The sequence below is a fragment of the Arthrobacter sp. PTI12 genome, assembly GCF_056679915.1.
Map to the genome: position 1 here is coordinate 2,150,230 of NZ_CM155256.1, position 20,916 is coordinate 2,171,145.

Annotated in this window: 20 protein-coding genes and 1 pseudogene; 12 read left to right on the top strand and 9 right to left on the bottom strand. The window is 62.1% G+C overall.

The window, feature by feature from the left end; genetic code table 11:
* Positions 1 to 56: 56 nt before the first annotated feature.
* The 7 genes from AC1MBU_RS10335 to AC1MBU_RS10365 all read left to right on the top strand — a co-directional run bounded on the left by AC1MBU_RS10335 (position 57) and on the right by AC1MBU_RS10365 (position 9,260).
* A complete protein-coding gene (locus tag AC1MBU_RS10335; protein WP_479787161.1) occupies positions 57 to 2,036 on the top strand; it encodes a helix-turn-helix transcriptional regulator in 1,980 nt (659 codons plus the stop codon).
* Between the two features lie 10 nt (positions 2,037 to 2,046).
* The gene (locus AC1MBU_RS10340; protein ID WP_479787163.1) at positions 2,047 to 2,382 is read left to right on the top strand and encodes a hypothetical protein; all 336 of its coding nucleotides are present in this window, start codon (positions 2,047 to 2,049) and stop codon (positions 2,380 to 2,382) included.
* A 39-nt stretch (positions 2,383 to 2,421) separates the two neighbouring features.
* Positions 2,422 to 2,712 (top strand): Sec-independent protein translocase subunit TatA, encoded by a 291-nt coding sequence (gene tatA, locus AC1MBU_RS10345; RefSeq protein WP_277357124.1) that lies wholly within the window; start codon positions 2,422 to 2,424, stop codon positions 2,710 to 2,712.
* Between the two features lie 47 nt (positions 2,713 to 2,759).
* On the top strand, positions 2,760 to 3,545 hold the full coding sequence (tatC, locus tag AC1MBU_RS10350; RefSeq protein WP_235563322.1) for a twin-arginine translocase subunit TatC: 786 nt from the start codon (positions 2,760 to 2,762) through the stop codon (positions 3,543 to 3,545).
* 50 nt (positions 3,546 to 3,595) lie between these two features.
* Positions 3,596 to 6,415 carry a DEAD/DEAH box helicase gene (locus tag AC1MBU_RS10355; protein ID WP_479787166.1) on the top strand — a complete coding sequence of 940 codons (2,820 nt, stop codon included), beginning with the start codon at positions 3,596 to 3,598 and terminating at the stop codon, positions 6,413 to 6,415.
* Positions 6,416 to 6,449: 34 nt separating this feature from the next.
* A complete protein-coding gene (locus AC1MBU_RS10360; RefSeq protein WP_479787167.1) occupies positions 6,450 to 8,078 on the top strand; it encodes an amidohydrolase in 1,629 nt (542 codons plus the stop codon).
* A 444-nt stretch (positions 8,079 to 8,522) separates the two neighbouring features.
* Positions 8,523 to 9,260 carry a polyprenol monophosphomannose synthase gene (locus tag AC1MBU_RS10365; RefSeq protein WP_471671713.1) on the top strand — a complete coding sequence of 246 codons (738 nt, stop codon included), beginning with the start codon at positions 8,523 to 8,525 and terminating at the stop codon, positions 9,258 to 9,260.
* Positions 9,261 to 9,374: 114 nt separating this feature from the next.
* Here the strand turns inward: AC1MBU_RS10365 and AC1MBU_RS10370 are convergent, their stop codons facing one another.
* From AC1MBU_RS10370 to AC1MBU_RS10385, 4 genes are all read right to left on the bottom strand, one after another.
* A complete protein-coding gene (locus AC1MBU_RS10370; protein WP_056549551.1) occupies positions 9,375 to 9,722 on the bottom strand; it encodes an RNA polymerase-binding protein RbpA in 348 nt (115 codons plus the stop codon).
* 235 nt (positions 9,723 to 9,957) lie between these two features.
* The gene (locus AC1MBU_RS10375; protein WP_056549550.1) at positions 9,958 to 10,905 is read right to left on the bottom strand and encodes an SPFH domain-containing protein; all 948 of its coding nucleotides are present in this window, start codon (positions 10,903 to 10,905) and stop codon (positions 9,958 to 9,960) included.
* Between the two features lie 36 nt (positions 10,906 to 10,941).
* The gene (locus AC1MBU_RS10380) at positions 10,942 to 11,421 is read right to left on the bottom strand and encodes an NfeD family protein (protein WP_277357120.1); all 480 of its coding nucleotides are present in this window, start codon (positions 11,419 to 11,421) and stop codon (positions 10,942 to 10,944) included.
* A gap of 130 nt (positions 11,422 to 11,551) precedes the next feature.
* Entirely contained in the window at positions 11,552 to 12,427 is an 876-nt protein-coding gene (locus tag AC1MBU_RS10385) for a putative RNA methyltransferase (RefSeq protein ID WP_277357119.1), read from the bottom strand.
* Between the two features lie 66 nt (positions 12,428 to 12,493).
* Here AC1MBU_RS10385 and AC1MBU_RS10390 point away from each other — a divergent pair, with 66 nt between their 5' ends.
* Positions 12,494 to 14,509, top strand: a complete 2,016-nt coding sequence (locus AC1MBU_RS10390; RefSeq protein ID WP_479787168.1) for a S9 family peptidase — start codon at positions 12,494 to 12,496, stop codon at positions 14,507 to 14,509.
* A 27-nt stretch (positions 14,510 to 14,536) separates the two neighbouring features.
* On the opposite strand, the pseudogene AC1MBU_RS10395 reads toward AC1MBU_RS10390, so the two are convergent.
* The 4 genes and pseudogenes from AC1MBU_RS10395 to AC1MBU_RS10410 form a co-directional block, all read right to left on the bottom strand.
* Positions 14,537 to 15,165, bottom strand: a pseudogene (locus tag AC1MBU_RS10395) (peptide deformylase).
* A complete protein-coding gene (locus AC1MBU_RS10400; protein ID WP_479787169.1) occupies positions 15,165 to 16,349 on the bottom strand; it encodes an MFS transporter in 1,185 nt (394 codons plus the stop codon). Before AC1MBU_RS10400 ends, AC1MBU_RS10395 begins: the two are co-directional and overlap by 1 nt.
* A 97-nt stretch (positions 16,350 to 16,446) precedes the next feature.
* A complete protein-coding gene (locus tag AC1MBU_RS10405; protein ID WP_277357115.1) occupies positions 16,447 to 16,866 on the bottom strand; it encodes a VOC family protein in 420 nt (139 codons plus the stop codon).
* Positions 16,867 to 17,025: 159 nt separating this feature from the next.
* Positions 17,026 to 17,298 carry a DUF2277 domain-containing protein gene (locus AC1MBU_RS10410; RefSeq protein ID WP_277357114.1) on the bottom strand — a complete coding sequence of 91 codons (273 nt, stop codon included), beginning with the start codon at positions 17,296 to 17,298 and terminating at the stop codon, positions 17,026 to 17,028.
* Positions 17,299 to 17,413: 115 nt separating this feature from the next.
* Between AC1MBU_RS10410 and AC1MBU_RS10415 the strand changes: the two genes are divergently transcribed.
* Together AC1MBU_RS10415 and AC1MBU_RS10420 are read left to right on the top strand one after the other, a co-directional pair.
* On the top strand, positions 17,414 to 17,857 hold the full coding sequence (locus AC1MBU_RS10415) for a DUF3054 domain-containing protein (protein WP_479787170.1): 444 nt from the start codon (positions 17,414 to 17,416) through the stop codon (positions 17,855 to 17,857).
* A complete protein-coding gene (locus AC1MBU_RS10420; protein ID WP_056549538.1) occupies positions 17,854 to 18,135 on the top strand; it encodes an Lrp/AsnC family transcriptional regulator in 282 nt (93 codons plus the stop codon). The genes AC1MBU_RS10415 and AC1MBU_RS10420 overlap by 4 nt, the downstream gene beginning before the upstream one ends.
* Positions 18,136 to 18,143: 8 nt before the next feature.
* On the opposite strand, the gene trpD is transcribed toward AC1MBU_RS10420, so the two are convergent.
* Positions 18,144 to 19,202, bottom strand: a complete 1,059-nt coding sequence (gene trpD / locus AC1MBU_RS10425; RefSeq protein ID WP_346028261.1) for an anthranilate phosphoribosyltransferase — start codon at positions 19,200 to 19,202, stop codon at positions 18,144 to 18,146.
* 149 nt (positions 19,203 to 19,351) lie between these two features.
* Here trpD and ctaE point away from each other — a divergent pair, with 149 nt between their 5' ends.
* Complete coding sequence (gene ctaE, locus AC1MBU_RS10430; protein WP_082566157.1) at positions 19,352 to 19,990, top strand: aa3-type cytochrome oxidase subunit III; 639 nt, start codon at positions 19,352 to 19,354, stop codon at positions 19,988 to 19,990.
* Positions 19,991 to 20,101: 111 nt separating this feature from the next.
* Positions 20,102 to 20,890, top strand: a complete 789-nt coding sequence (gene qcrC, locus AC1MBU_RS10435) for a cytochrome bc1 complex diheme cytochrome c subunit (protein ID WP_056549531.1) — start codon at positions 20,102 to 20,104, stop codon at positions 20,888 to 20,890.
* The last annotated feature ends 26 nt before the right edge of the window (positions 20,891 to 20,916 follow it).

A 20,916-nucleotide genomic window follows, 5' to 3' on the forward strand; every position in this document is an offset into this window, starting at 1 on the left:
GGTGTGGCTGCCCGCCCTTCGTCGTTGAACCTCTTCGGGAAGGTATTCTTGCCACCGTGTCAGCGAAACGAACGGAGCGCCTGCTCACCTTGGTGATGATGCTCCTATCCACCCGTCAGGGATGGACCAAGGAGGACCTGTTCCGTGAGATCGAACAGTATGAACAGGCGCCCACGCCCGCTGCCCGGGAGAAGCTCTTCGACCGGGACAAAGCCACGCTGAGGGAACAGGGCATCCCGCTTGAGGCATTCACTGAAAATCCTCTGTTCGACAATGACAATGCGTCCATCCGCTATCGGATCAACGCTGAAGATTACCGCCTCCCAGGGATGAGTTTCACTGCCGCTGAGTCCGCGGCCCTCACCATCGCGGCGGGTATGTGGGAGGAAGCCTCGCTGGGTGCGGCGGCATCACGCGCGCTACGAAAGTTGCAGGGCAGGGGAGTAGGCACGGAGACGGTCTCTCCGTCTCCGATCAATGCCCGTATCCAAACGAACGAACCGTTCTGGGACGCGCTTTGGCAAGCCACCACAGGACGCCGAGTGATTCTGTTCGGGTACAGGGCGGCAAGTACCGGGGAGGAGCGGGAGCGCAGGGTGCAGCCGTGGGGAATGGGGAGCCGGTTCGGACACTGGTATCTGGTTGGCTTTGATCTCGACCGGGAGGCAGAGCGCTGGTTCCGCCTTACCCGCATGACCACGCCCCCCGCAACACTGGGCGGTACTTACAGCGTTCCGGCCGGCTTTTCCATGTCCGCTTCGCTCGCAACACTCAAGGCCGAGAATCCTGGCCGACGGGCGACCGTCGCAATCCGGACGGGAACCTGCCATCTCCTCCGGGCGCGGCCCGGCGCACGCTCAACCCTGCACGGTGATGGGTGGGACATCCTGACATTTCCTTACTCAGATGAAGCAACAGCGGCAGGTGTGATCGCGTCCTTCGGAGCGAACGCTGAAGCGCTCTCCCCGGAACCGCTGGTTGCGGAAGTACGACGCCTGCTGACCGGTGCGGCGCGTGCGCTGCGGGACACGCCGCCGTCGTTCTCTCTGGAAGGAAACTTCACGGCACAACCTGCCTCCCGGCCAACCGCTTCCACCGAGGACCGGGTGTTACGGCTGCTCGACCTGGTGCCCTATCTGCTCAACAACCCAGGAGTGGAGGTGGCCGAAGCGGCCCGCGCCTTCAGCATCACCCCGGCTCAGCTGATCAGGGATGTGGAGTTGCTCTTCGTGAGCGGTCCGCGCTTCTACCCGGACGGCCTGATAGACATCCAGCTCGAGGACGGCCGAATTTATATCAGCGACCCCCAGTCGCTGGGCGATCCCATCCGCTTCGGCCTTGATGAAGTCTGCGCACTCCTGGTGGGACTGGATACCCTGATCAACCTCCCTGGCCTGCCCGATCACTCAGCGGTCCGCTCGGCACGGGAAAAGCTCCGCGCGGGTGCAGGGGAGGCAGGGCGCATGAATGACTCGATCGCCACGAGGATCACGGAAGACGAGGTTGCTCCTGTCCTTGCCGCGGTGCGTGCCGGAATCGAGCAGCGGAGACAGTTGCACCTGCGCTACGTCGTACCTGCCCGTGACGAGGTGACCGAGAGGTTCGTGGAGCCTCTCAGCGCGTTCCTCCACGAGGATGCCTGGTACCTGGATGCCTGGTGTCACAGCGCCGGCGGCCGTCGCAACTTTCGGCTTGACCGCATCCAGCGGGTGGAACTGACCGAACTGCCGAGCACACAGAAGGCGGAGACTCCATCCGTGATCTTCGACCGGTCAGTCGCAGATCATAAGGTTGTGCTTATCCTGGGCCCAAGCGCGCAGTGGATCGCGCAATCCTATGCGGCTGAGCGAACAGCGAAGACTGACGATGGGAGGCTTGTCGCGGAAATCAGTGTCGGCACCACCGCCTGGCTACCCGGTCTGGTGGCGAGCCTTGGAGGTGAGTGCAGCGTGGCATCCCCGCAAACGGAGCGGGAACATGCCCTCAGCTTCATTGACGCAGCGCTGGCCGTTCGAGCACCGCGCACCGCCACCTAGACTTGACCCTATGGAATGGTGGACGTGGATTCTTCTGTGGCTCGCGCTAGCCGCGCTGTCGCTTCTCTTTCTGGGTTTCCTCGCTTGGCGCCTCTTCCGCGGGTTCACCGCGCTCATGGAGGAAGCAGGGCGAGCCTCGGAGCTCCTGGCGCCTGATTTCGGCACTGCCGAGCGGACTGCTGAGGAGCGGCGGGGGCCCCTCGCCGTTTTTGCAGCTCCTGCTGTGGTCCGCACCCAGAATGCTGTTGCCTCCAGGACCCGCAAGTGGCAGCGGTTGGAGCGAAGAGTACGGCGGCGCTCACTTCACGGGCAGCCTCAGCTCCTGCGTGACTTACCGCACCTATGACCTAGACTTGAATTCAGACTCACCGAGAGGACATTCGTCATGCAGATCCAGGGTTGGCACATCCTTATCATCATCGTTATCGCGATCCTGCTGTTTGGCGCGCCCAAACTCCCCGGTCTGGCGCGCAGCGTCGGCCAGTCGCTCCGTATCTTCAAGTCGGAAGTCCGGCAGATGAAGGAAGAAAACGGTTCCACCGACCCTGATGATTCCGCGCCGGTAGAAGGACGGGTAATGGATCAGCCCCGCCGCGATGAAGCGCCGCGGAGCACCGATCCCCAGCACGGCTCCACCCGCTCCTCGGGACCGGGCAGCTCGTCTTCAACCAGCTGAGCAGGATGCCGAGGGTAAAAGGGCGCAAATCGAACCCCGAGGGGAGGATGGCGCTCAAAGAACATCTGATCGAGGCGCGCAACCGGCTTTTCAAGTCCGCCATCGCGCTCGTCGTGGGGACCGTCGTCGGATTCTTCATTTACAACCCGGTGCTCGAAGCCCTCGCTGAGCCGGTACGGAACATCAATGAGATTGACGGAAGAAATGCGGCGCTGAATTTCGACGGCGTCGGGTCCCCTTTTGACCTGATGATTCAGATCTCGGTCTTCCTCGGTCTCGTGATCGCCAGCCCCGTCTGGCTCTACCAGCTGTGGGCATTCATCACGCCGGGTCTGCGCGTCAAGGAGCGGCGCGTCGCGCTCGGTTTCATCGCCGTTGCCGTTCCACTGTTCATCGGAGGCCTTTCCCTGGCCTGGCTGATCCTGCCGGGTGCGGTGCGGGTACTGACAGACTTCACACCGGAAGGTTTCGCGAACCTCATTTCGGTTCCTGTGTACATAACCTTCCTCCTGCGGCTGATGCTCGCTTTCGGTATTGCCTTCCTCCTGCCCGTGGTGCTCTTCGGACTCAACCTCGTGGGTGTCATCAAAGGCAAGCAAGTGTTGAAATCCTGGCGCGTCACCGTGTTCCTTATCTGCCTGTTCGCGGCGATGGCGGCACCAGGCGGAGATGCCATGAGCATGTTCTACCTGGCGGTACCGTTGCTGCTGCTGTTTTTCGTGGCAGTCGCGCTCTGCCTGGTTAATGACAAACGCCGTGATAAACGAAACGCTGCGAGGGACGCTGACATTGAGGCCAATGCGGATAGCGCCTCAAGGATCGACGGGCTCTGAGCCCGGCTCAATTGCAGGAGCCGCGACCCTGCAGAGCTTAGGCTTGAACCATGACCTCCCCAGCCGAGCGGTACCAGGCAGCGCAGGCACGCAACCGGTACGAGAAAACCCGGCTTCACCAGTTTGAACAGACCCTCGGTTTTGAGCTCGATGAGTTCCAACGCGAATCGTGCACGTCACTTGAAGCGGGCAGGGGAGTCCTCGTAGCCGCGCCCACAGGCGCAGGAAAGACAGTAGTCGGGGAATTCGCCATCTACATGGCGCTCAAGGACCACCTCAAGGCGTTCTACACCACCCCCATCAAAGCGCTCAGCAATCAGAAGTACGCGGAGCTTGCCGCGGTCCATGGAGCAGACCGCGTAGGCCTGCTCACCGGTGACACGAGTATCAACTCTGAAGCCCCCGTCGTCGTGATGACTACCGAAGTTCTTCGCAACATGCTGTATGCGGACTCGGATACCCTTGCCGGCCTCGGATATGTCGTCATGGATGAGGTGCACTACCTGGCTGACCGGTTCCGTGGCGCTGTGTGGGAAGAGGTGATCATCCACCTGCCAACCGAGGTCAAGGTTGTTTCCCTGAGTGCAACGGTGTCCAACGCGGAGGAATTCGGGGCCTGGTTGGATACCGTGCGGGGAGACACCGATGTGGTGGTGTCCGAGCACCGGCCCGTACCGCTCTGGCAGCACGTGATGGTCGGTCATGATCTGCTCGACCTCTTCGCAGGGGAGGTCGCCTTCGACGAGGCAGCGGCCGAGGGATCCTCAACCGGCGCGGAGGAAAAATTCGCCGTGAATCCGGAGCTGCTAAATCTGGCCACCACCGAAACCCGATTGAATCAAAGGGCCCGCTGGGGGGCGGGAGGCTCCAAGCGAGGGCGGGGCAACACGAACCGTTACCAGCAGCCACAGGCTGCTGTGCGACGGGCAAGCCGCCCCCAGGTGATTTCTGCCCTCGACAGGGAAGGTCTTCTGCCTGCGATCACCTTCATTTTCTCGCGCAATGGCTGCGAGGGAGCAGTTACACAGTGCCTCGATGCCGGGCTATGGCTCACCACGGAATACGAGCGCGGCGTCATCAGTGAGCGGGTCGAGGAAGCAACCCTCGACATCCCGGAGGAGGATCTGGAGATACTTGGGTTCTGGTCCTGGCGTGAAGGGCTGATCCGTGGGTTTGCCGCGCATCACGCGGGGATGCTGCCTACCTTCAAGGAAGTAGTGGAGAAGCTTTTCGAAGAGGGACTGGTCAAAGCCGTTTTCGCTACCGAGACCCTGGCTCTCGGAGTGAATATGCCGGCCAGGTCGGTGGTGCTCGAGAAACTCGACAAGTTCAACGGGGAAGCCCACGTGAACATCACGGCGGGAGAGTACACGCAGCTTACCGGCCGGGCTGGCCGTCGGGGAATCGACGTGGAGGGTCACGCCGTCGTGCTCTGGCAGTCGGGGACAGATCCCGGGGCGGTCGCCGGTCTCGCCTCGCGCCGGACCTACCCGCTGAACTCCAGCTTCCGGCCAACCTACAATATGAGCATCAACCTCGTCTCGCAGTTCGGACAGTACCGGACGCGGGAGATTCTTGAGACCTCGTTCGCCCAGTTTCAGGCTGACCGCTCGGTGGTGGGCCTGGCTCGTCAGGTCCGCACACGCGAGGAATCCCTCAAGGGCTACGCGGAGGCGATGACGTGCCACCTCGGTGACTTCTCCGAGTACTCCTCGATCCGCCGGGAACTGTCCGATCTCGAGGCTGCCGCATCCAGGGCGGGCAGCCGGAACCGGCGAAGCGCCGCTGCCGCCTCTCTTGAAGGACTGCGCCCAGGCGACGTCGTCGATATTCCTGCCGGTCGGATCGCGGGCTATGCGGTCGTGCTGTCTGCTGACGCAACGCGGGATCCCCGCCCTACCGTTCTCACCATGGAAAAACACGTTCGCCGGCTGTCGGTACAGGACCTCGACGGGCCGGTGGCGGTTCTTTCGCGGATCAGGGTTCCGAAACAGTTCGACGCGCGAAAGCCGAAGGACCGCCGGGACCTCGCTGCCTCTCTCAGGAACTCCCTGAACGACCGGCGCCCGCCCGCCACCAGAGCGCCGGTTGAGTTCCCAGCGACCGGTACCGAGCGTCAGGAAAAGGCGATTGCTGAGCTCCGCCGCCGGCTCAGGGCGCATCCCTGCCATGGCTGCAGCGACCGCGAGAACCACGCCCGGTGGGCCGAACGATGGTGGAAGCTGCGCCGGGAGACAGACCGCCTGGTCCAACAGATCCAGGGCCGCACAAACACCATCGCGAAAACGTTCGACCGGGTTTCCGAAGTACTGCTTGAGTATGGCTACCTTCAGGAAGACGCCGATCAGGGCCTGTCCACCACACCTGCAGGTCAGAAGCTGCGCCGCATCTATGGCGAAAAGGATTTGCTGATCGCGCTGTCCCTGGAGCACGGCGGATTCGACGACCTCGATGCGGCGGAGCTCGCTGCGTTTGCGTCGGCGCTCGTCTACCAGGCTAAACGGGAGGAACGCGGACTTCGTCCACGGATGCCGTCAGTCTCCCTTGAGACGTCGATCGACGTCGTTATCCGCCAGTGGTCACGCCTGACGGATATGGAGGAGCAGTACCGTCTGTCGGTCACGAGTGAACCTGACTTCGGCCTGGTGTGGCCGATCTACAAGTGGGCGCGAGGAAAGGGGCTCCAAAGCGCCCTGCAGGGTACCGATCTCGCGGCCGGGGACTTCGTCCGGTGGACCAAGCAGATCATCGACCTCATCGACCAATTGGCCAAAGTACCGGATCTGCCCCCCGGTTTCCGCCGCCTATGCATCAGTTCGATCGACCTGATCCGCCGCGGCGTCGTCGCCTACTCCGCCGTTACCGAATAGCCTGCCGGCTCATCTCACTGAAAGTTGCACGCCCGTGTCTGTAAATGATCGAAAGCCCATTCTTTACCGCAACGGTTCCGTCTATAGCGCAGCCGATCCGTTCGCAACTGCGATGCTGGTTACCGGCGATACGGTGGCCTGGGTCGGGTCTGAACATGCGGCGGCGTCACTGGCGGACAGCAGCATGGTGATAATTGACCTGCAGGGAGCGCTCATAGCCCCCGGCTTCGTCGATTCACACTTCCACACCACCGAGACCGGTCTGGCGCTGACCTCCCTTGACCTCACGGAGGTCAACAGCCTGGGTGAGCTGCTGGAGCTCGTTGCCGGCGCTGCCGCAAGTATCCCGGGAACCATCATGGGAAACGGCTGGGATGAATCGAGGTGGTCCGAGCGACGTCCGCCTACAGCGGCAGAACTCGACAACGCCTCCGGAGGCAGAGACGTTTACCTTGTCCGGGCTGACGTTCATTCCGCCGTCGTATCCGCGTCCCTGGCACAGCGGCTTGCCCTCCACACACATTCGGGATGGGACAACGGGTTTGTTGTGCGGGAGGCGCACCTCGCCGCACGGACCGCCGTCCGCAGCCCCGGCGCAGCTGAGCGGACAACCCTACAGCGAACCGCGCTGGATAATGCGGCCGCCAACGGGATCGTTACGGTCGTCGAGATGGCTGCGCCCCACATAGCCCCGCGGGAGGACGTCCTTTCGCTGCTATCCCTTGACGGAGCGCATCCTGAGGTTCTTGCCTATTGGGGGCAGGCAGTGACTTCCGAAGAGGAGCTCCGCTCAGTGCTCGCTGGTTTCGATGGTCGGGTACTGGGCCTGGGCGGGGACCTCAACGTGGACGGCTCGATCGGTTCCCATACGGCGCGCATGCGCGTCCCCTACGCTGACGCGCCGCACTCCAGCGGAACCGCCTTCATGCACGCCGACGACGTCGCTTCCCACCTCGGTGCGGCCACCGCTGCCGGCAGGCAGGCCGGTTTCCATGTCATCGGCGACGAGGGACTCGATACGGTGATCGCCGGGCTTGAGAAGGCCGCTGCGGTCCACGGAATCGAGAAGGTGCGAGCCGTACGGCATCGACTTGAGCACGTCGAGATGGCCGATGACGAGTCCATCCGCAGCCTCGTCCATTTCGGCGCTATTGTCAGCGCCCAATCCGGTTTTGACGCTCTGTGGGGAGCTCCGGGAGGCCTGTACGAACAGCGTCTCGGCCGTGACCGCTATGTGCCGATGAATCGGGTCGGGAGTCTGTTGAGTCAGGGCGTGCCTGTGTGCCTCGGTTCAGATTCACCGGTCACCAGAATGTCACCGTGGCAATCTGTCCGGGCATGCATGACCCACGCCAGCCCAGAGGAGAGAATTTCGGCGCGTGCGGCTTTCATCGCTCACACGCGCGCAGGATGGCGCGCGGTGGGTGCCGAAAACCCCCTGCTGGGCCAACTGGTCCCCGGGGCTCCGGCTTCCTACGCGGTATGGGAGGTGGACGAACTCATGGTCCAGACACCGGACAGCAGAGTACAGTCCTGGAGCACTGACCCGAGGGCAGGGACGCCCTTGCTTCCCGCGCTGGATACCGGCAGTGAGCCTCGTTGCCTTGAGACCGTGCATCACGGTCGTCAGCTCTTCACTCGCGGCGGGCTGGACGCACGGTGAAGACCGACAAATGCCAAACCGGCGATCTCACCGGGCGTGACGCTGACCTGCAGAAACATATAAATTAGCAGGTCAGAGCGCTGTTGACACTCTCACTACAGGCCGTAAGCTTTTAGATCTACGGGTTGAGATCCGGCATTCCGGACAGACCTGACCGAGCCACCGCACACCGTGGACGCCGAAGGGGACGAAAGACGCGAACGTCGCGGATTTTCTTCGTGGTGGAAGGCTTGGTAATCACAACGGGTAGGTTTGCACGTCAGTAGAAAACAGCGCCGATCAATTGATCACTGCTGGCCCGAAGGCGTGTGAACCTACCCGTAACCACCATTTCCCCGTAGCCACATGTCGAGGATGCGCTCCGCGCATCGGCCTATACTGGGAAGCCGGTCCGGATTCTTCGGCTGTTGCGCCCTGCGCACAGGCCCATCGAAAGGTTCATGAGTGCGCGTTGTCACCATTATTCCTACCTACAACGAGCGCCAGTCCCTTCCGCTGACTCTTGACCGGCTACGAGCCGCAGTTCCGGATTCGGACGTCCTGGTAGTGGATGACAACAGCCCGGACGGCACAGGAGCAGTCGCGGACAGGATCGCCGCCAAGGACCCCGCAGTGCATGTCCTGCACCGGCACGGCAAAGATGGGTTGGGGGCTGCCTACATCGCCGGCTTCCGCTGGGCGCTCGAGCGCGGCTATGACGTCCTCGTCGAGATGGACGCTGACGGTTCCCACCAACCGGAACAACTACCTGCGTTGATTGATGCTGTTGCGCGCGCCCACCTGGTCATCGGGTCCCGTTGGGTTCCTGGCGGATCGGTTGTCAACTGGCCGCTCCACCGCAAGCTGCTATCCAGGGCAGGCAGCCTCTACTCACGTACCATGCTGGGGCTGACGGTCCGCGACATCACAGCCGGTTACCGGGCTTTCCGCAGAGAGACCCTCGAAAGCATCGATCTGGCTACGGTGGATTCTGTCGGCTATGGGTTCCAGGTGGACATGACGTTCAGGGTAGCCAAATGTGGGCTCCGCATTGTTGAGGTGCCCATCACGTTCGTGGAACGAGAGTACGGAGACTCCAAGATGAGCGGCAATATCGTCTTTGAGGCCATTGCCAACGTCACCCGCTGGGGCATTGCAGCGCGGTGGTCGGTTCTGGCCGGGCACCTATCCGACAGACCGTAGCCACCGGGAGGCAGTCCCGCGCCCAACATCCAGCGCAGCAGAAGCAGGCCTTTTGGAATACAAGAGAAGCCCGGGAACTTGGTGAAGTTCCCGGGCTTCTCAGGTACCGACGAATCAGGCGGAGCGGCGCTCCCCGCGGCGCTCCCGAAGGATGTTCAGGCGATCCTCGAGAATCTGCTCCAGCTCCTCCATGGAACGGCGCTCCAGAAGCATGTCCCAGTGGGTACGAACGGGCTTGTCTCCGGAGGTGTCGGGACGCTCACCATCCACCAGCAGCGCTTCCTTGCCGGTCTTGGAAACCCATACCGGAGGAATTTCCGCTTCAGCGGCGAAGGTCACGAAGACACGTTCGCCGTCCTCGCAACGGTACTCAACACGCTGGCGGGGTGCCGGCTCAACGCCGGACTCAGTCTCCATGCTCTGGGCGCCAAGGCGCATACCCCGCAGGCTACGGTCGCTCATCTTTTCTCCCTAAACTACGTATGGCATCCTGGACTCCCAGATGCCTCTGCCGCACTCCCTTCGGGAGCACAGCACAACGACTTCGACGCCGTGTTACCACAGGTATAACGTCACTCAACCGCCGTCTGTTCCCGGCGGCACTCTCCTTCGGCAAACACTCCACTATACCGACGCTTCTGGAATAGCCCAATTCGATCGGCCAGCCAGCGAACGGCATGATCTCAGCGGAGGAGCCTCAGGAGCGGGAGTTGTCCTCTGCAGGAAGGGAAGACCCGGAGTCCTCCATTTCACCGCGCTCCTGCGCGCCCAGTACATTTCCAATTCCCTTGAGTGCTTCCCCTACTTCGCTCGGGATGATCCACAACTTGTTTGAATTGCCCTGAGCGAGCTTCGGAAGTGTCTGCAGGTATTGGTAAGCGAGCAGTTTCTGGGTCGGGTTGCCCTTGTGGATGGCGTCGAAGACTTTCTGAATGGCTTGCGACTCACCGTCAGCCCTCAGAATGGCAGCCTTTGCATCACCTTCTGCAGCCAGGATTGCGGCCTGCCGTTGGCCCTCTGCTGTGAGGATCTGTGACTGCTTGGTGCCTTCGGCAGTAAGGATGGCAGCACGGCGATCGCGTTCTGCACGCATCTGCTTCTCCATCGAGTCCTGGATGGAGTGCGGGGGATCGATCGCCTTCAGTTCCACGCGAGAGACTCGGATACCCCACCGTCCGGTGGCTTCATCAAGAACTCCCCGGAGTTGACCGTTGATCTGGTCCCGTGAGGTCAGCGCTTCCTCAAGATTCAGCCCGCCGACGACATTCCTGAGCGTGGTGGTGGTCAGTTGTTCGACAGCCTGAATGTAATTGGCGATCTCATAGGTTGCAGCCCGCGCGTCCGTCACCTGGAAGTAGACCACTGTGTCGATGGATACGACGAGGTTGTCTTCGGTGATGACGGGTTGTGGAGGGAACGAGACGACTTGTTCGCGCAGGTCGAGGAGCGGAAGCAGTCGATCGACAAACGGAATCAGGATTGTCAGCCCGGGCAGAAGTGTCCGCTGGTATTTTCCGAGCCGTTCGACGACACCGGCGCGAGCCTGCGGAATGATCCGCACGGATTTCACCAGGATGATCAGGACAAAAACGATCAGAACAATCAGAACAATGGTGAGTCCGATTGCGCCTGAATCTGTGAACATGGTTCCCCTTGTTGTGTGAATGGTGCAGGTCCCGTCTCACGACGGGATGATCGGTCCGCTTTCCGCCTGTTGTGTGCCGACGACGACGGCAGTTGCCCCATCGATCCGGGAGACGGTGGCGCGACTCCCGGCGGGCAACGAAGAGCCGTCGGAGGTCCGCGCGGTCCAGGTGTCACCGCCGATCTTGACTGTGCCGGTCACCCCGGTCACCGGTTCCAAGGCGAGGGCTTGCTCACCGATCAGTCGGTCGATATTACTGAGCTGCTCGGCTGAGCCGCTCTTGAGGTGCCGGAGGGCCACCGGCCGAACGAGCAGCACCATCAGGAGGGAGACGACGCAAAAGAGCACGACCTGGATGAAGAAGCTTGCTCCTGCCAGCGCTCCCACCAGTCCGGCAAGGGCTCCCGTTGCCAGCATGAGGAAGAACAGGTCGAGAGTCAGCGTCTCAACCGCGGCCAGGCCGAGCACAAGCACGAGCCATAGTATCCAGGTGTTCTGAACCAGCCAGTCAAGCATCAGTCTTCCCCTCCCTGACGGCACTGCGGCTCTGCAATACGCCCTGAGTGCCTACCAACCATCATGCCAAACCCGCGGAGCGAAATATATAGCCCCGGCGGAATATCCCTGCGCGACATATCCTGACCGGCTAGCTTGTGTGCGCGCGCTTTTGGAAGACCTGAACGGTGAAGGCCGCGGTGACGTCCGAAGTGGGAGGAAGGGAGTCGACGTCGATGCGCAGGGTGTGGTGGCCTGCCGGGCCCATGGCCGCAACATTGCGCACATCGATGGGGGAGAGGCGCATCCCGAACTCCACCCTCCTGACTTCAATCACATCGAAGAATTCCGCCATCGAGGTGGCCACCTCTGTGGCCTTTCCAGGACGGATGCCGAGGAGCCCCGCAAGCTCTGCAATTTCCCGGAGATGGTGTGGCAGCGGAGTGACCACCAGCGCGACCGCCCGGTCGCTGCAAACCCGAGCGAACTCAGGTACATTCCGTGGAGCGAAGATGTTGAGGAGGAGGTCTACGCGCTGATCAGCGACCGGCAGGGGTCTCCAGACGTCACACACCAGGCAGAGTGCATCCGGTAGCTCTTTTGCTGACCGCCTCAACGCATACTTCGAGATGTCCAGCGCGACCGACGCGGAGACGGACACCCTTTCCTGAAGCGCCTTGAGGTAGTAACCGGTCCCCGCTCCGACATCGAGGACCAGGGGCAGGTTCCCGGCGAAACTCTCGGCGGCCGAGGAGACCGCGTTCGCCAGCGGCTGGAAATGCCCGCCCCCGAGGAAGTCGACACGGGCCTGCACCATCGCTGCGGTATCTGATTCGAACTCGGTTCCCCGTCCGGTCAGCAGATTGAAGTAGCCCTGCCGTGCCGCGTCGAAGCGGTGGCCCCGCGGACAACGCAGGAAGCGTGCCGCGCCGTCGTCCATCTTCTTCCCGTGCTGACCGGCGGAATTCACCGTCAACGGATCCCGACAGACCGGACAGAGGAGCAGAGATTCCGGGTAAGTCGGCACCCCACCATCGTAGGTGGACCCCTGCCCATTTTGAGTGTCGGCGCCTCGGAGGCATAGTCTCGGAATGTGAAACCAAACACACTCAATCTTCTTCATTCAGTGAGCGCACCCTCGCTCCACCCGGACACCCAACGCTGCGTAGTCTCCGTAACCCGGCCGGACTACGACGCCGACGCCTATGTCGGTCAGCTATGGGAGGTGCCGCTGGAGAATGGTTCTCCCCGCCGCCTCACCCGCGGCTTTCGGGACAGCTCACCCAAATACTCGCCCGACGGCGCCGCGCTCGCTTTCCTGCGGACATCCGCTGGCGGCAAGCCCCAGGTTTTCCTTACGGACAGCAGGGGAGGGGAGCCGCAGCAGTTGACCGACCGACCTCTCGGCGTGTCCGGGTTTGAATGGTCGCCCGACTCCCGACGGCTGGTGCTGTCCGCTCGCGTGCCCGAAGACGGCCGGTACGGCACGGTGGAGGGAGTGTCCGGCGGGCAGGAGAATCCACGGCTCATCGACGGCTTCAAATACCAGATGAACGGTGCCGGCTACATCGCGGATAAGCGGTCACAGCTTTTTCTCCTGGATGTTCCGCCGTTGGGTGAGGAGCCGTTTGTGAAGCCCGTCGGGCGGGCGGCACGCTCTGGTAAGGAGGACGCGCCGTCAGCTTACACCGAGCCGAAGCAGCTCACCGATGCGGATGCCGACCACTCGGAGCCGACTTTCTCCGCTGACGGCTCGCGCATCCTGTTCAGCGCAGCCCTGGAGCCGGACTCCGCAACCAACCTGCGTTCGGACATCTATTCCATTGCGCTGGATGGTTCCGACATGCAGCGGCTGAGCAACTTCACCGACGAACTCGTCAGCTGCGGTAACCCGGTTCACAGCGAGGATGGCCAGTGGCTCTTCTACCTCGGCAGCTCGCTGTCAACGAGCGGCGTCGACTTCGTGGCGCGTAATACCGCCCTGTACATTGCGCCGGTCGAGGATCCGGCTCAGGTGCGCGTATTGACGGATCCGGAAGTGCTCGACCTCGGGGAAGTCGGCGAAGTTGTCCAGGCTGGAGCGGACAGCGTCCTTGTCTTCAACCGCAGCCGCGGCGCCGGAGATCTGCGCCGTGTGAATTCGCAGGGTGCAATCCAAACGGTGGCGGACGGTGAATACATCGTGACGGGCGCCGCAAGCCGTGATGGCATCATCGTCGTCACCTACACGGACCCTGGCACCATGGGAGACGTTGCGAGGATCGACGGCAAGACGCTGACACGGCTGACCGACTTCTCGGCTGCCTTGCGCAGCGAGACAACAGTCGTCGAACCGCAGGAGGAGACGTTCACTGCGCCGGACGGCTATCCCGTGCACGGCTGGGTGCTGGTGCCGGAGGGCGAGGGCCCGCATCCCGTTCTCCTCAACATCCACGGCGGGCCCTATGCCCAGTACGGCTGGGGCTACTTCGACGAGGCGCAGGTGTTTCTCGAGGCAGGGTACGCGGTTCTCATGTGCAACCCCCGCGGCGCAGCCGGTTACGGTCAGGAACACGGCCGCGTGATCAAGGAAGCGATGGGCACGGTGGACATGCAGGACGTCCTCGCGTTCCTTGAGGGCGCTGTGGCGAAGTATGACGGGCTGGACGGAGACCGGCTGGGTGTGATGGGCGGCTCCTATGGCGGTTACCTGACAGCCTGGCTGATTGCGAACGACCACCGTTTCCAGGGCGCCATCGTTGAACGGGGCTTCCTCGACCCTGAGTCCTTCATCGGCTCGTCGGACATCGGCTGGTTCTTCTCCGAGGCTTACACCGGCGCGGACCCCGAGAAGGTCCGGGCGCAGAGTCCGTATGCGCACGTCGACAAGGTTCGGACCCCCACCTTCGTTATCCACTCGGAGGAGGATCTGCGCTGTCCGCTCGAGCAGGCGCAGCGTTACTATACCGCTCTGAAGCGCCACGGAGTGGAGACCGAAATGCTGATTTTCCCGGGGGAGACGCACGAACTGTCGCGCTCCGGCACACCGTGGCACCGGCGACAGCGGTTCGAGCACATCCTGCGGTGGTGGGCTGACAAGTTGCCGAGCAAGAAGAATCAGCCGGCTTGACCCTGCGCGCATCTGCGGTGAAGGTGCCTAGAAGTTGAGTGAGCGTTGGGCCAGTTCGATTCCGGGCTGCGCCCAGCGCTCACTGTAAGCTGCGCTGCTGACAAGCGATCGCGTGTTGGCCTTGTCGATATAAATGGCACCGTTCAGGTGATCGGTTTCGTGCTGGACGATGCGGGCGGGCCAGCCCGTGAACTGCCGGGATACATTCTTGCCTTCGGGCGTCAGGTATTCGAGCTGTACCGATCGACTCCGTGCAACCACGGCCTGCCAACCGCTGAAGGACAGGCAGCCTTCAAAAAACGCGACGTCTCCCGGCCGATGGGCGTGTACATCGGGTTGATCACTGCAAAGTAGGGCAGCAGCGGCCGTTCACGGAGTTCGGCAACCTCGACGGGCTGGGGAATGACATCTTCGATGACCGCGAGGCGCAACGGTATTCCCAATTGCGGTGCTGCCAGTCCGACGCCCGGTGCGTCCTGCATGGCCTTGCGCATAACGGCGAGAAGTCCGGCCAGCTCTGAATCATCGAGCTGACCGTCGAACGGGGCGGCGGGGTTCCGCAGCACCGGATCACCCAGTTGGACGATCGGCGGCTGGTCCTGCGCGATAACACGGTGCACCAGCGCCCGGATACTTTCGGGAGAGTGGAAGTTCATCAGTCCATCCTAGGTTCGCCGCCTGGCATGGATGATCCCCTCGGCACACTGTAGAAGGCCAACAGGATGGCGACGGCGTTGATTGCTGCAAGCACAAGAAAAGCGCGTGAGTAGCTTCCCAATAGAGCGGCGAGGCCGGCGCCTGCCCACGGACCGAGTGCCGTGGCGAGGGTGATGGGTGAGGCGACGAGAGCCGTCAACCGGCCGTAATGGGCCGGGCCCCAGCGATCCGGAACAGCAGTCGCGTGCAGGAGGGTGAAGATTCCGCGTGCAACACCGGCTGCGAGAGCGATCAACAGTGCGGCGGTGAGGGTCTCAGTTAGGCCCAGCAGCGCCGTCGTCAGCGTTGTTCCCAGTAGCACCAGTGCTGTCCGGAGACGAAGCGGAAGCCGTTCGAAGAGGCTGTAGCCCAGGCGGCCGAGAACCTGGCCGACGCCGCCTATTCCCAGCGCCGTGGCCGCCAGCGAGGTGCTGATCCCGCGCTCGGTCAGTAGCGGAACCAGATTGACGACGGCGGCGAAGGACGCGAGGGCGGCCAGACTGACAGCCGCTACGAGGGCCAGAAACGGCACGCTCCTGGCGATTTCGTCGGGCTGCCCGTGCGCAATCTCGGGTAGCCCGGGGTGGGACCGGTGCGGCTCCCACGGCCGGCGAAGCCCGAAAAAATGCGCCGGAACGGTGACGATGAAAAGCACGAGCGCGAGGATCAGGTAGGTGGAGCGCCAACCGACGCCGACTGAAATGACGGCAGTCAACGGCGCAAAGACCGTGCTGGCCAGTCCGCCCACGATTGTCAGAATGGTCAGCGCGCGGGTGCGCCCAACGCTCCACCAACGCGTTACAGCGGCGAACGCCGGTGGGTACAGGACCATGCCCATGGCTGCGCCGGTCAGCACCCAGCCAGCGAAGAACATCGGGAGGTTGGCGGCCAGGGCGACCAGGCACAGCGCGGGCGCGGCGAGGAAAGACCCTGCAGTCATCACGGCCCGAGGTCCACTGCGGTCCAGAATTCGACCGACAACCAGTCCCGTGAGCGCCGAACACACCAGTCCGGTCGAGAACGCACCGTTGACAACAGGGAGCGTCCAGCCGGTGGTCGAACTGATCTGTCCGGCAAGAACAGGGAAGGCGTAGAAGAGAATGCCCCAACTGGTGATTTCGGTCAGACATAAAACGATCAGCACATTCCGCCGTGAGACGCCTGGCCTGCCCCTTCCAGACCCCTCCCGCGAAGTGCCGATAATCGACATTATGTCAACTAAAGGATCGGATTCCCTGCCCCTACTGCTGCGGCTGGCCGGCGACGTTGATCAGCCAGGCAACACCGAACTTGTCGGTGCACATACCGAAGTGGTCACCCCAAGGAGCAACTTCGAGGGGAACAGTCACAGTCCCTTCTCCAGCCAGGCGGTCCCAATAACCGCGCAGCTCATTTTCGTCCTCGCCGCTGAGGGAAATCGAAAACGTATTGCCGGGTGTGTAGTCCATGCTGTTGGGCGTGTCAGCTGCCATCAGCACCATTCCGTTGTCCGCGGTCAGCATTCCGTGCATGATCTTGTCCAGCTCGCTTTCGTCCTCGCTGGCTTGGAAATCACCAAACGTGCTGAGGGTAAGTTCACCGCCGAAGACTGATTGGTAGTACGTCATCGCTTCCCGGGCGGTATCGCGGAAGCCCAGGTAAGGATTCAGGCGGGTGCTCATATCGGTCTCCTCGTGTCGCATCACCGGGGCGACCGGTGCCTCTCGTCGAGGCGCGCTTGCGGTGCGCTCCGTCACCATAGTGCACCACGAAAGGTTCCGCTCCCAGTCCTTTTGCACCTGGTTCTTCGACCGTGCGAAAGCGCGGCGCGAGCGAACCGGTCAGGCGGTTGCGAAGCGACGCGCTGAGCGCTCCTTCGCCTTCGCGGCTTCCTCGTCCCGGTCTTTCGGCGGCGCGGACGTGACCAGTTCCGCCAGGAGTCGCTCGGTGATGAATCCGATTTCCGCCACAGCCCGATCGAAAGCCTCCTGGTTCGCCTTCGATGGTTTGGTGGTACCGCTGATTTTCCGGACGTACTGCAGCGCAGCCGCATGAACCTCGTCGCTGGTTGCTGACGGTTCAAAATTATGGAGTGTTCTGATGTTCCTGCACATGGTTCAAGGGTAGATCGAGTCTCTTCGCTATGGAACAGGCGGGCATGCAACTGCCCTGACACCCCGGCGTTGCGTGCAGGCGGTGTCTCGCTTCCGGAGCCAGTAGGCTGACATCATGACGAGCGTAAGTTCCGGCCGCGGGGCTGCCAACAGTCGGGGGTACGCATCCTGGCTGGCCACCGACGTCGTGTTGATTTCCCTCTTCGCGCTTCTCGGACACCTCTCCCACTATGGTGCGCTTTCCGCCTCCGGCATTACTCGTACAGCACTCCCCTTCCTCATTGCCTATTTCGTCACGACGGCGATTTTGCGTCCATGGCACCGGCCCCTTGCGCTTTTGTGCACTGCAGTCCCGCTATGGCTGGGAACGGCAGCCGGCGGTCTGGCGCTACGGGTGCTTCTCGGTGATGGTGCGGCTTTGTCGTTCCAGATTGTCGCGCTCGGCGTATTGGGACTGTTCCTGATTGCCCCTCGCGCCGGTGTACGGCTGATGCAGCGCCGTCGTCCTCAACCACAACCCACAACGGACACCAGTCGAAACCAAGGAGCACCCAGATGATCAGTGCGTTCGTACTCATCCAGACCGACGCCAGCCGTATCCCCGAGTGCGCGCAGGAAATTTCTGAACTCGAGGGCATCAGCGAGGTGTACTCAGTCACCGGCGAATGGGACCTCATTGCCATTGCGCGGGTGAACCGCCACGAAGATCTCGCGGACGTAATTGCCGACCGGTTGTCAAAAGTGGAGGGCGTCGAATCGACCACCACCCAGATTGCGTTTCGGTCCTACTCGAAGCATGATCTCGACGCCGCCTTCTCCCTCGGTTTCGAGGGCTAAGCACTCGCTTATGAGCTGGTGACCGCTATCCAGCGGTCCAACGCTGCCTGGGCCGCGCCAGAATCGATCGACTGCTCTGCGCGGCGCATATTTGCTCGAATCCGCTCAACAAGCGGAGCCGAGTGCTCAGTGTCCAGCGCAGTCAGTCCCGCTGCCGCATTGAGGACGACGGCGTCGCGCACCGGCCCCTTCTCCCCCGCCAGTACGGCGCGAACCACCTTCGCGTTGCTTTGGGCGTCTGAACCCCGCAGAGCCTCGACAGCCGCTTCCGGCAGATCGAAATCACCCGGATGGACGGTATGCTCGGCGACGGCCCCGCCGCGCACCTCCCAGACGGTGGATGATCCGCTCGTCGTCAGCTTGTCGCGGCCGTCGCTGCCCCGGAAAACCAGCGCCCGGACTCCCCGGGCTGCGAGAACACCCGCCATGAGCGGCGCCATCCGTTCACTGGCGCAACCCAGTGCCTGCGCTTCGACTCCGGCCGGATTGCTGAGCGGACCCAGGAAATTGAAGGCGGTAGGGACACCGAGTTCCCTGCGCGGTACTGCAACGTGGCGCATCGACGGGTGAAAGACCTGCGCAAAACAGAAGGTGATATTGGCTTGCTCCGCCGAGCGCGCTACGTCACTGATAGACAAGTCAAGCCGCACCCCCAGCGCCTCGATGACATCAGCTGCACCCGAGGAAGAGGAGGCACCGCGATTCCCGTGCTTGACTACCCTGGCACCGGCACCAACGGCCACCAGCGAGGACATGGTCGAGATATTGAGCGTGTTCAGGCCGTCTCCGCCGGTTCCCACGATGTCCAGGGCAGGACCTGGCACGTCTATAGTGTGAGCACGCGAGAGCATCGCCTCGACGAGGCCCACCAGTTCCTCAACAGATTCCCCCTTTGCTCGCAGGCCAATCAGGAATCCGGCGACCTGTGCATGCGAGGCGAGTCCTTCCATAATGGAATCCATTGCCCAACGGGTCTGCGGCGCAGTGAGATCCTCTCCCTCGATGAGCTTCGAGATCAGCTGCGGCCAGCTGGTTGCGGGGGCTTCTGGAGCAGGAATCGCAGTCACTCCCCTAGGTTATCTACGAATTGTAGAAACTCATCACGGTGTTACTCCCGCGCCGTTACAGGCAACTCTCGCATCCGCACATATGAGCTGGGCACGCCGAGGCCGTTTCGCATTGGTGAAGTGGGATCTTTTAGAGACATAATGTCAGAGTGACGACAGCGACCCATGCCCCCAGCTCCACTGCGCATCCAACACTCAACCGGCCAAACATGGTGTCGGTAGGCACCGTTGTATGGCTTTCCAGTGAACTTATGTTCTTTGCCGGACTCTTCGCCATGTACTTCACATTGCGCTCCACGTCCGGCGAACTCTGGGCTGCCGAGACGGAGAAGCTGAATGTACCTTTTGCGCTGATCAACACCATCATTCTGGTTTCGAGCTCGTTCACCTGCCAGATGGGTGTGTTCGCCGCCGAGCGGCTCCAGCCCCGCAGGGCGGGTGGAGTGTTCAACATCGCCAAGTGGGGCATGGTCGAGTGGTACCTGCTGACCTTCCTCATGGGCGCAGTGTTCGTGGCAGTGCAGGCATATGAGTACGCAGAATTGGTCGCCGAAGGGATCACCCTTTCCGCCAATGCCTATGGATCGTCGTTCTACATCACCACCGGTTTCCACGGCCTGCACGTCATCGGCGGTCTGATCGCCTTTCTCTTCATTATTGGACGCGCCTACGCGGCCAAACGGTTCGGACACTTTGAAGCGACGTCGGCGATTGTCACTTCGTACTACTGGCACTTCGTCGACGTGGTGTGGATCGGGCTGTTCATCATCATCTACTTCTTGAAGTAGATTGCTCTTGAACCCTTTTCTACCCGGTGTAGAATTAGCGTGGCGGTCGCGAGGGTGGCTGACACCAATCGTGTACCGTACCGAAGCAATACAGAAGGCAGGAAACAGGACGTGAAGGCACTTTCGCAGAGGCGGCGTCACCCCCTGGCAGCAATAGCGCTGCTGCTCATGGGATTGTTGCTAACAGGTGGCATCTATGCCGTCGCTAGCAACGCGAACGAGGCCAAGGCACAAACCACTTTCTCAGCCAGTGATATTGAAGAAGGCGAAAAACTTTTCGTCGCAAATTGCGCAACGTGCCACGGCATGGGAGCGGCCGGCACTGAAGACGGGCCCTCGCTGGTCGGCGTGGGAGCCGCAGCAGTTGACTTCCAGGTTGGCACCGGGCGTATGCCGCTTCAAATGCAGGGCCCGCAGGCGCTTCAGAAGCCGGTTCAGTTCACCGATGAGCAGATCCGGCAGATGTCCGCCTACGTCGCCTCGCTGGGCGCAGGTCCTGCAATTCCCGGCGAGGAAGAGCTCGACCTGGAAGGTGCCGACCCCGCTGCCGGCGGTGAACTTTTCCGAGTGAACTGCGCAATGTGCCATAACGCTGCCGCTGCTGGTGGAGCGTTGACTCGGGGCAAGTTCGCTCCGGCGCTCGAAGGCGTGACGGACAAGCACATCTACGAAGCGATGATCACCGGGCCGCAGAACATGCCGGTTTTCAGCGACGCGAACATCACCCCTGAGGGCAAGCAGGACATCATCGCGTTCCTCAACATCATCGAAGAGCAGGGTTCCCCCGGCGGCGCGGACCTTGGTTCCCTAGGACCGGTGTCAGAAGGACTGTTCATCTGGGTTGCTGGGCTCGGAGTGATAATCGCGTTCACAGTCTGGCTGACCTCCCGCTCCTCGTAGCGAGCGGCCACAGCACTAAACCAAGG